This is a genomic window from Kitasatospora sp. NPDC058243, assembly GCF_042882025.1.
Taxonomy (GTDB): domain Bacteria; phylum Actinomycetota; class Actinomycetes; order Streptomycetales; family Streptomycetaceae; genus Kitasatospora.
This window is the reverse complement of record NZ_JBHVWW010000123.1, coordinates 1-9,321: the sequence shown is the minus strand read 5'-3', so window position 1 is coordinate 9,321 and position 9,321 is coordinate 1. Positions and strand designations below refer to the sequence as shown.

Sequence of the window (9,321 nt, the reverse complement as noted above, 5' to 3'; positions counted from 1 at the left end):
TCCTGGAAGCGCATCAGCAGCTTGGCGATGGTCGTCTTGCCGGAGCCGGTGGCGCCGACGAGGGCGGTGACCTGCCCGGCGGGGATGGTCAGCGACAGGTCCTCCAGGACCGGCGGCCGGCCGGGGTAGGCGAAGGTCACGTCGTCGAGGACGATCTCGCCCTTCACCGTCTCGACGTCGAGCGGACCCCCGGTGCCCTCGGTCTCGACGGGCAGGGCCCGCAGCCGCTGGACCCGGTCGTAGGCCGCGAGCGTGCGCTGGTACTGGTCGACGATGCCGCCGAGCCGGTTCATCCGCAGCATCACCATCTGGGGCAGCCCGATCAGCGGGCTGAACACCTCGAACCTCAGGGTGCCGTTGAGCACGGAGCGGCCGCCGATCAGCAGGGTGCCGGCCATCGAACTCGTCGTGCAGACCCGGACGACCTCGGCGTGCCGGATCGTGCCCCGGTCGGTCTGCTGGTTGCTCTCCTGGGCTTCCTCGCTGAGCCGGTCGATGCGCTCGGCCTCGTAGTCCTCGGTGCAGAAGCTCTTGACGGTGGCGCCGGCTTCCAGGGTGTTCACCAGCTGGCTGTGCAGCCTGGCCCGGCGCTCGCCGGACAGGGCGTAGTCGGCCGCGGCCTTGTCCTGGTAGCGGAGCGACAGCCAGGCGATGACCGGGATCGGCAGGAACGCGATCCAGGCGATCTGCGGTGCCAGCAGCAGGAACGCCGGCACCAACAGGGCCAGGCTGGTGCCCAGTTGCAGCACGTCGTTCGCCGAGGAGGCGAAGAAGTTGCCCAGCTGCCGGACGTCGTCGGTGAGCACGCCGGCGATCCGGCTGGTCCGCTCGCCTTCCAGGTGCCCCAGTTCGAGGTGCTGCACGTGGGCGTAGGTGCGGCTCCGCCAGTCGTGCTCGATGTCCTGGCCGAGCCCGCGCCACTGGAGGTTCGAGGCGTACGAGAGACCTGCCACGGCAGCACAGGCGATGGTCACCAGCCCTGCCAAGCCCCAGAGTTGGGCGGTCGCGGTGGTCAGGCCGAAGCGGACCAGCGGCGCGGCCTCGCCCTTGATGAGAACCAGGGCGGTCCAGCCGAGGAAAGTGCCGAGCGCCATTTCCGAGACCTGGCAGGCGACCGAGAGCGCGGAGGCCCGGTAGAGGCGCCGACGGTGCGGCCCGACGATCTCCCGCAACGGGTGCAGACCCGTGCCGGCCCCGGACAGTTCCCTGGTCCGCTCGACCGCTCTGTGCCAAGCCCTTCGGACGACGGCGACCGTCGCGACCGTGACCCCGCCGAGCGCCACCAGCTGCCTGCTCAGCGCCGACCCGCGGATCAGCGCGATGCCGGCCGCTGCCCCAGCACCCACGGCGAGGACGGGTCGCAGCGCGGGACCGCGACCCGGAGACGAAGCCGGTTCGGCGGCGGGCCGGGTCGGCGCCGGACGTCCTGTCGCGACCGGCCGCGCCGCCACCTGGGCGACCGCCCGGCGCAGGATCCGGCCGACATCCGCGGCAGGCATCTGCGGTTCGTGCCGGACGAGGACCCCACCGGTGATCGGGTTCGCCTGCGCCTCGGTGATCCCGGGGGTGCGGCGCAGGGCCGCTGCGAGGACGTCGGCCGTCCGGGGCCGTCCGAGAACCAGCTTGACGTCCCAGCGCTGGCGGCCCGGAATGACCGAGCGCGGGCTCGCGTCCAGATCCACGGAGCGGATTCCGGCTGCGGCACCCAGCAGAGATGGCATGTGTACGATCACCTGTTTGCGGAGGTCACGGGCGATCCGTCATCGGGCACGACGGAGCACTGCGACGGAGTGGGAATTATGAACGGGCGGCCGATGCGGCCGGAAGGCCCGCGGCCGACCACCGCGTGGACACAGCTCGCGAGCTCGGTCGCGGTGTGCGTCCAGGCGGCGGGTCAGGTCGTGCCGGTGCGTCAGTGCGCCTTTCCGGCACCGACGGTCGCACGGATCTTCGGGGTCCTCGCCTCGGCCTCGCCCGGGTCGATCACCTCGGTCTTCTCCTCGACCGGGGCCGCATGCTCGGCGGCGCGATGGCCGTCACCGGAGATGACCTGAGCCGCCACCATGTCGGCGGCCACCTCGGCCGCGAGGTCGTGGATGTTCTCGCCGGCCTCCTGAGCGGCCTTCTTCACCTCCATGACGAGGCCGACGGACGTCTTGACGACGCCGCGCACCAGTGGCTTGAGGAGGCGCTTGGCCAGCGGCGCGACGACAAGACCGATCAGGAACGGCGGAACTACGGGCGGCATGGTGTTCCAACCTCTCTACGCAGACAGATGACAGGGGACCCGGGCGCTTGGGACTCCGGAGCGCGCACAGTAGGACGGACGGAAGTACCCCTCTCGCGGGGTGACCGGTTCCCGTCGCGGATTTCCCGCCGAACCGAAAGTCCTCGCCGCCGGGGCCCACCGCCCGATCCTCCGTCACCGTAGTCGAGCCAAGCTCACCAAAACCAAACATTCTCAACGGGATTCACTCGTGCGAGTGCAATCCGAACCACCAACCGCAACGAATCAAGGTATGTGTGCCAATCAACTTGGCAGATAATAGTATTTAGCGATCAATCGCGATCTCCGAGTTCCCGCGCGTCCGACAACTGACCCCTGTCCGCCTCTTTCCCCCGCTCGCACCCTCACCCGGAAGAACTCCCCCACAGCCCACCAGTCCGGGTGGCCGGACGCACCCGAGGTTGGGCCGGTCGGCTGACGACCCGGCACCGCCGGACCGACCGATCCGTCCGGCCCCCTGGTCCCGGCCCTGTGACCGGCCGAAGATGGCGACATGGGTGTCGACGAACCGGGTGCCGGACTGCTGGTGACGAACGTGCGTGTCTTCGACGGGATCGGAGCGGAGTCGGTGCCTGGGCACGTCCGGGTGGAACGGGACAGGATCGCGGAGGTGGTCCTCGGCACCCCGATCCCGCGCGGCATTCCCCAAGGCGCGACGGTGCTCGACGGCGGCGGCCGCACCCTCCTCCCCGGCCTCACCGACGCGCACGTCCACCTGTTCGCGATCGGCAGCACCATGACGGAGCTCCGGCTCACACCGACCGGCACCCTCCACTACCAGGCCCTGGCCGCGGCCCGCGACATGCTGATGCGCGGCTTCACCACCGTGCGGGACATGGCCGGAGACACCGAACCTCTCCGGCGCGTGCTGGACCGCGGGCTGTTCCCGGGCCCACGGATCTACCCGAGCCAGGCGGCCGTCTCCCAAACCGCCGGCCACGGCGACTTCGGGACGGTCCACGACGCCCCGACCGCCCTGGGCGGGCCACCGGCCCGGACCGAACAGATCGGGTTCACCCGGGTGGCCGACGGGCCGGAACGGGTGCTCGCCGCGGTGCGCGAGCAGCTGAAGAAGGGAGCCACCCAGATCAAGCTGATGGCCGGCGGCGGGGTCATCTCCGAGTTCGACCCGCTGGACGTCCTGCAGTTCACCACGGCCGAGTTGGAGGCCGCCGTCGCCGCGGCCTCCGACTGGGGCACCTACGTGACCGTGCACGTCTACACCTCCGAAGGCGTCCGCCGCGCGGTGCGGGCCGGAGTGCGCTGCATCGAGCACGGGCACCTCGTCGACGAGGACACCATCCGCTACCTCGCGGAGCAGAGCGTGTGGCTCAGCACCCAGCCGTTCGAGGTCGACGACCACCACTACGCCTCTCCGGACAGCGACCGCAAGAACCGCGAGGTCTGTGAAGGCGTCGCCCGCACCATCGCCTGGGCGGTGAAGCACGGCGTTCGGCTGGCCTTCGGCACCGACCTGGTGCTCGACCCCGGTAAGGCCCACCGGCAGAACGAGATGCTCGTCCGGCTCGGCAGCTACCTCAGCCCGGTCGAGGCCCTGCGGACGGCCACCTCCGGCAACGCCGAGCTGTTCCGCCTGTCCGGCCGCCGAGACCCCTATCGCGCCGCGCCACTCGGCGTCATCGCGCCGGGAGCATGGGCCGACCTCCTGGTCGTCGACGGCGACCCGACCACCGACCTGTCCGTCCTCGCCGACCCCGAACGCAACCTGCGACTGATCGTCAAGGACGGCGTCGTCCACAAGAACGAGCTCGGCTGACCCGAACACGAAGGGCCTGTTCCCGCGCAGATGCGCGGGAACAGGCCCTTCGTGGGTCACTCCGGTTGCCCCTGTCCGGCCCCCGGGGTGAGGGGAAGCCGAATGGTCGGCTTAGTACCAGTGGTTGGCCTGCCAGAAGTTCCAGGCGGCGTTCGGGCTGCCGTAGCGGGTGTTCATGTAGTCCAGCGACCACTTGATCTGGGTGGACGGGTTGGTCTTCCAGTCCGCGCCCGCCGAGGCCATCTTGGAGGCCGGCAGCGCCTGGCCCAGACCGTACGAGCCCGAGCTCGGGTTGGTCGCCGTGACGTTCCAGCCCGACTCGTGGGAGATGATCTGGCTGAACGAGGCCAGCTGGTCCGCCGGCACGATCTGCGCGGCGAGGGCCTGCGGGGAGGCGTCCGCGGCCGAGGCGACGGCGGGGACCACCGCGGCACCGAGGGCGGTCACACCGGCGGCACCGGCGAGAATCACGGCAGAGGTACGCATGCGGAGCTTGAAAGCGGGCATATAGACAAGACCTCAATCAGTTGGGCCGGTGTCACTCCCCGCCTCGACCGTGGCCGGACAGGGGCCGAACGGTCGCGGGATGTGACTCGGCGGTGAGCCGTTCACCGGCGGGACAGGAGCCGGTGTGGCTGGCGATGAATGCAAAGTTGCCAGACCGGATCGGCGCTCGCCAAGACCCCCTCGCTACGACCCGCCGTCGTAGCCAAGAGACCGGCACTGATTCGAGAGGCGGGCCGCCCGGAGCGCGCCGAACCCTCCCGGCCTGCGCAAACGCCCCCCAATAACATGCCAAATAGTTGCAAAATAGTGCAAAACGGACACCACTATCCGTCGTCGTACACCGCATTCGCATGTGAGCGCACTCACGGCCCCGCCCCCGGAGCCGTCACCGACCGACCCACCGTCATCACCTTGAGTCAGTGCCAATCGGCTGCCATTGAGACCGCCACCACACCCGGCCGACGCGGGAACGGCACCACAGCGCGTCGCCGCGGCTGTCGGCCCCCTGGTCGGCACGGCGACAGGCGGGCAGGGCGCGAAGCCGTCACGGGACCCCGGCCGGCCACCGAGACGCCCGTCCCGCCGGCTTCCCCCGCTCCGAAGACGTCCCGGCGTCGTTCGTCACCGTGTACGAGTCACCGGGCATCTCGATGCGGCCCACGCGGCCCACGCGGCCGGCGAAGCCCCGAGGATTTCAGGCGTACAGCGCGATCCTGGGCTGGACCGTACCCGGGCCGGCGTTGACGACGGTGAGCCGGTACCGCTGGGTGAGGGTGTGATGGCTGTGGAGGACCAGCTTCGCCGGGGTGAGGTCGGTGTACAGCGTGCCGGTCTCGCTGGCCAGCCGCACGGTCTTCCAGTGGCCGCCGCTCAGGATCTCCAGCTTGATGTCCGTCGGCGCGAGGAAGGGCCCGTCGTCCGGTGACTCGACGAGGATCTGCGGGGCGACGGTCCGGTCCGCCGACGAGTCGTTGCGGTAGGTGACCGTGATCGGGTGCGCCGCGTGGTCGGACGGCAGCGGCCGGTCGGGCAGGCCGACGAACGAGACCGGTGCGACAGCGGTCACCACCTGCGGGGCGAAGGCCCCCGTGGCGAGCGCCGGCGACGGCATCGTGAACGGCGCGGCCAACACGGCGGCGAGGGCGGTCGGGGCCAGAGCCCGGCGGAGGACCTTCCAGGTGGGCATGGTGTCTCCTTCGGTCGTCGACGGCGCTCCCGGGAAGTCCACCGGCGGCCGGGCGATCACCCACCCACCGAGCGCATCCCCGGCTGGACGGACTGCCGCCGCCGGGCAGCCCGGACCGTACCCATCCACCCTGCACACCAATGACCCAACGCGCATCCGCACCGGACCGGCGGCCCCGCCCAGGACCCTCCAGGAACGAGGCCCGGGAGACGCGAGGCTGCCGGCCCGGCAGAGATCGCGGGGGGCCGATCCGCCGGCGGGGTGGCCTCGCGCGGAGCCGCGTCGCTGATCTTGTGACGTCTGCACGCTCCCCCGTCGGCGGGTCAGGGACTGTCCTGTCCGGTGATGCGCCGTGCGACCTCGATGTGGCTGAATCCGGGGATGGGCGACCCAACGGCCTTCTCGTAGCGAACAGCGTCAGCGATCCCGAGCTTCTCGCCAGTGGAGAGGGTTCTGTTCGCCGTCCACAGAAGCATCCGCAGGTTTTCGTTCTGGACGTCGAGGAGAGTGGCGGCAGGCTCCAGCGGCGCACCGATGCCAACCCGCCAGTCGGCTACCGCAGTCCAGAAGCCGGCCACGGTGTCCCAGCAGATCGCGCTTCGGGGTCCAAGCAGCAGGCGCATCTCGTCGGGAGACCGGAACGTGTCGAGTCCGTGGGAGACGAGGTTCTGGAGGTTCTCCAGGAGCGCGACAACGAACTCGTACTCGGCCTCGTCGTTCAGCAACTCCTCGACGACCAGCATCACCTCAGCGGTCGCGCCGCAGTCCCGCCGGGCTGCCCGAAATGCGACCTGCCGGCAGACGTCCAGGTCGTCGCTGTGATCTACCGATCCTGGCCTCACACCCGCCAGTTCGAGGAGCCGTCGTGATCGCCCGGCCTGCCGTCGGCGCCATGGGATTCGCATCGTGTCTCTTTCCGCTTGCGGCAATGGCGATCACGGTCACCCGTGGTCGGCCAGCATGGCACGGCGTTCCGGGAGGCCACTCAAGGGGGTCGATCGCCGTGGGAGCCGAGGACGACCCAGCATCACAAGATCTGCGACTGAGCAGGCGATGGCCACGCCCGGCCGGGCTCGGTGGCCGGGCTCAGGGTGTGGACGGCGCGGACCGGGATGGCGTCCCGAACGGATAGGGACGGGGACGCCGGGCAACTCTCCCAGCTGATGTGACCAGGCGGTGCGCGACGAAGCCGAAGCGTGGGACGTGAACGCCGCAGCGAGCACCTGGCCCTCGAGATCTGGCTCGCCGAGGACCGCCTCAACTGGCAACAAGAACTCCGCAGGACGGGCCCTCACCGGACAGCACGAAGCACCGGCCACCGTGCTGGCGGCCGGTGCTTCGTCCCGTCGGACCCCGGGCTGGTCTACCAGTGCTCGTGGTGGTCGCAGCGCATGTCGTACTCGTCGTGTTCGTCGTGCTTGTGGTGCTTGATCGTGGTGGGGTCGGTGGCGGTGTGGGTGGTGGTGTCGCCGCCCCCGGTGACGGTCGCGGTGTTCGTGACCTCGTCGTCGGCCCGGCAGGAGACATCGACCTGCAGCGTGATGGGCGGGTAGCTGCTCCCGGCGGGAAGGGCGTCACTGCGGGTGCAGGTGAGCGTGCCCCGGTCACAGGTCCAGCCCGTGCCGCTGATGCTGTCGGCCTTGAGCCCCACGGGGAGGGTGTCGTGCACGGTGACCGTGGTGCCGTCGGTCGGGGCGGCCCCGGCGGCGTTGCCGACGGCGATGGTGTAGGTGCCGTCCCGCCCCTGGGTGAAGTGCCTGGCGTGGGTCTTGGTGATGGTCAGGGACGGGACCGTGTAGGAGATGATCACCTGGCCGCTGTGGTTCGCCGTCCCGATCGTCGAGAGCGCATAGCTCGTGCCGGTACCCGTGGGAGTGGCGAAGCTGCTGCCCCCACCACCCCCTCCCCCACCTGCTGCGGTGCCCCTGTTGTTGACAGCGCCGCTGCCGCCGCCCCCGCCGGCGAAGTACCCACCCCCACCGCCGCCACCACTAGCGATCTCAGAAGCGGCGCAGCCGCCGTCGAAGCTGCCCCCGGCGCCACCGGTACCGACCGTGGCACCCGAGAACCCGCTCCCCGGCCCACCGTTCATGACCGCACAGGACGGAACGGTGCCGGCGGCCCCGCCGGCACCCCCGGTGCTCGTGCTGGTGCTGCCACCGCCCCCGCCCTGCCCCGGCGAAGCCCCAGGGCCGGTGGCACTTCCCGAGGTGCCGCCGGTGGCGTCCGGCGTTGTCCCGCCGTTGCCCCCGTTCCCTCCCCTGGAGCCCGCTCCGGTGCCGCCGGCGGCACCGCCGCCCCCGGCGACCACCAGCAGGGAGCCGCCCGTGCTGACGCTGGAGGCCCCGCCTCCACCCGGGCCCTCGAAATGAAAACCGGTGAGCGGGAAACCGCCCCCTGGGGCGCCGCCGTTGAACCCGCCGGCACCCGGCGTCCCGGTGGCGTTGCAGCCTTTGCCACCGGTGCCGCCGACGTTGACGGTGAAGGTCGTCGATGTGGTGGTCTGCGGCAAGGTGGTCACCACCCGCGCCCCCGCCCCACCGGTCCCCGTGACGGAACAGGCGGTGCCGGTGTTGTCGGCGCCGCCGGCACCGTCCGCGGTGATCGTCACCACCGCCGCCGCCGGAACCGTCAAGGTCTGCGAAGCGCCGGTGAAGGTGAAGGTCTGCGACGGATCAGCCCGCTGCGTCCGCACCGGCACGGCCCCCACCGGCGCGGCGGTCGCCGGTGGAGCCGTGGCCGCCAGCAGTGCCATACCGGACAGCAGCGCGCTCCCCACCGACACCACCCCCGCACCGCGCTCCCCACGCCGTCCGCCCGAGCCGACCGGATCGGATGCGACGACGGCACCGCCCGGGGTCGCCTCACCGGACAGGGCCCTGTTGAACACGGTCACGGGCCGCTGACGGCCGACCCGGTACCACGGCGGATCGCCCTGTCCACGAGTACGAGCGCTCATCCGCAGGTTCACCTCTCCTCACAAAAAAGCGCCCCGCACCCCCGCGCGACAAGGCGCAAGCGACACAGGACACCTGATGAAAAATCATGACAAACCACAATTAGACGCCCATACCCAAGCACTTCGAGGTAGCGGGACAATGAGAAACGCCGTGTGTCGCAACGCCCGCGCGAGCCGGCGAGGGACCGGCATCCGAGCAGGTCACCGTCTGGTCCTGACGCACTCGGGATGATCCAGTCGGCCTCCGAAGCCCGCTTCGAGGCCGGCCTCGACTGGGCGCGGGCCTGGGCGAAGGGCCACGCGGGGCCAGCAGCGGCCACCGGGGCGGCGCATCCACCTACGGCCGCCGTACACCCAGCTGCAGCTGCTCCTCCAGCTCCCCCCGAACGCCCACCGGCGCCATGCGCAGGTGCTTCCTGCGCGGCATCCTGGGAGGGGTGGCACCGTCCGGCACCCCACCCCGCTACAACTCCGAGGGGGCCCGCAAGAACCAACAGGTCTTGCGTCAATTCCTGGAGTCTCAATGATGAAGTCAAGATGCCTGCGCGACCGGTGGGGCGGAGGTGAAGATCCGGTTGTCGCGCAGGAGCGCCCACAGCACGTTC

At 70.6% G+C, this 9,321-nt stretch carries 8 protein-coding genes; 2 read left to right on the top strand and 6 right to left on the bottom strand.

The genetic code is table 11. The features are described 5' to 3' along the window. Both ACFVX9_RS39040 and ACFVX9_RS39035 read right to left on the bottom strand, forming a co-directional pair. On the bottom strand, positions 1 to 1,721 hold a 1,721-nt coding region (locus tag ACFVX9_RS39040; protein WP_387986975.1), incomplete at its 3' end, for an ABC transporter transmembrane domain-containing protein. A gap of 191 nt (positions 1,722 to 1,912) precedes the next feature. Continuing rightward, positions 1,913 to 2,248, bottom strand: coding sequence for a DUF5132 domain-containing protein (locus tag ACFVX9_RS39035; protein WP_387986972.1), 336 nt, complete (start codon positions 2,246 to 2,248; stop codon positions 1,913 to 1,915). 532 nt (positions 2,249 to 2,780) lie between these two features. Here ACFVX9_RS39035 and ACFVX9_RS39030 point away from each other — a divergent pair. After that, positions 2,781 to 4,064: an amidohydrolase family protein gene (locus ACFVX9_RS39030; RefSeq protein WP_387986970.1), complete on the top strand. Its 1,284-nt coding sequence runs from the start codon at positions 2,781 to 2,783 to the stop codon at positions 4,062 to 4,064. 111 nt (positions 4,065 to 4,175) lie between these two features. Here the strand turns inward: ACFVX9_RS39030 and ACFVX9_RS39025 are convergent, their stop codons facing one another. From ACFVX9_RS39025 to ACFVX9_RS39010, 4 genes are all read right to left on the bottom strand, one after another. Continuing rightward, on the bottom strand, positions 4,176 to 4,550 hold the full coding sequence (locus ACFVX9_RS39025; protein WP_244293774.1) for a transglycosylase SLT domain-containing protein: 375 nt from the start codon (positions 4,548 to 4,550) through the stop codon (positions 4,176 to 4,178). Between the two features lie 715 nt (positions 4,551 to 5,265). Next, positions 5,266 to 5,757 (bottom strand): signal peptide protein, encoded by a 492-nt coding sequence (locus tag ACFVX9_RS39020; protein ID WP_387986966.1) that lies wholly within the window; start codon positions 5,755 to 5,757, stop codon positions 5,266 to 5,268. Positions 5,758 to 6,080: 323 nt separating this feature from the next. After that, positions 6,081 to 6,662 carry a hypothetical protein gene (locus ACFVX9_RS39015; RefSeq protein WP_387986963.1) on the bottom strand — a complete coding sequence of 194 codons (582 nt, stop codon included), beginning with the start codon at positions 6,660 to 6,662 and terminating at the stop codon, positions 6,081 to 6,083. A gap of 458 nt (positions 6,663 to 7,120) precedes the next feature. Further along, a complete protein-coding gene (locus tag ACFVX9_RS39010; protein ID WP_387986961.1) occupies positions 7,121 to 7,567 on the bottom strand; it encodes a hypothetical protein in 447 nt (148 codons plus the stop codon). Positions 7,568 to 8,219: 652 nt separating this feature from the next. Between ACFVX9_RS39010 and ACFVX9_RS39005 the strand changes: the two genes are divergently transcribed. After that, positions 8,220 to 8,663 carry a hypothetical protein gene (locus ACFVX9_RS39005; protein WP_387986959.1) on the top strand — a complete coding sequence of 148 codons (444 nt, stop codon included), beginning with the start codon at positions 8,220 to 8,222 and terminating at the stop codon, positions 8,661 to 8,663. Positions 8,664 to 9,321: the final 658 nt, after the last annotated feature.

Excerpts from the sequence above, each read along its gene's own strand:
- ACFVX9_RS39035 (WP_387986972.1), bottom strand. The coding sequence starts at position 2,248 with ATGCCGCCCGTAGTTCCGCCGTTCCTGATCGGTCTTGTCGTCGCGCCG.
- ACFVX9_RS39020 (WP_387986966.1), bottom strand. The coding sequence starts at position 5,757 with ATGCCCACCTGGAAGGTCCTCCGCCGGGCTCTGGCCCCGACCGCCCTC.
- ACFVX9_RS39030 (WP_387986970.1), top strand. The coding sequence starts at position 2,781 with ATGGGTGTCGACGAACCGGGTGCCGGACTGCTGGTGACGAACGTGCGT.
- ACFVX9_RS39025 (WP_244293774.1), bottom strand. The coding sequence starts at position 4,550 with ATGCGTACCTCTGCCGTGATTCTCGCCGGTGCCGCCGGTGTGACCGCC.
- ACFVX9_RS39015 (WP_387986963.1), bottom strand. The coding sequence starts at position 6,662 with ATGCGAATCCCATGGCGCCGACGGCAGGCCGGGCGATCACGACGGCTC.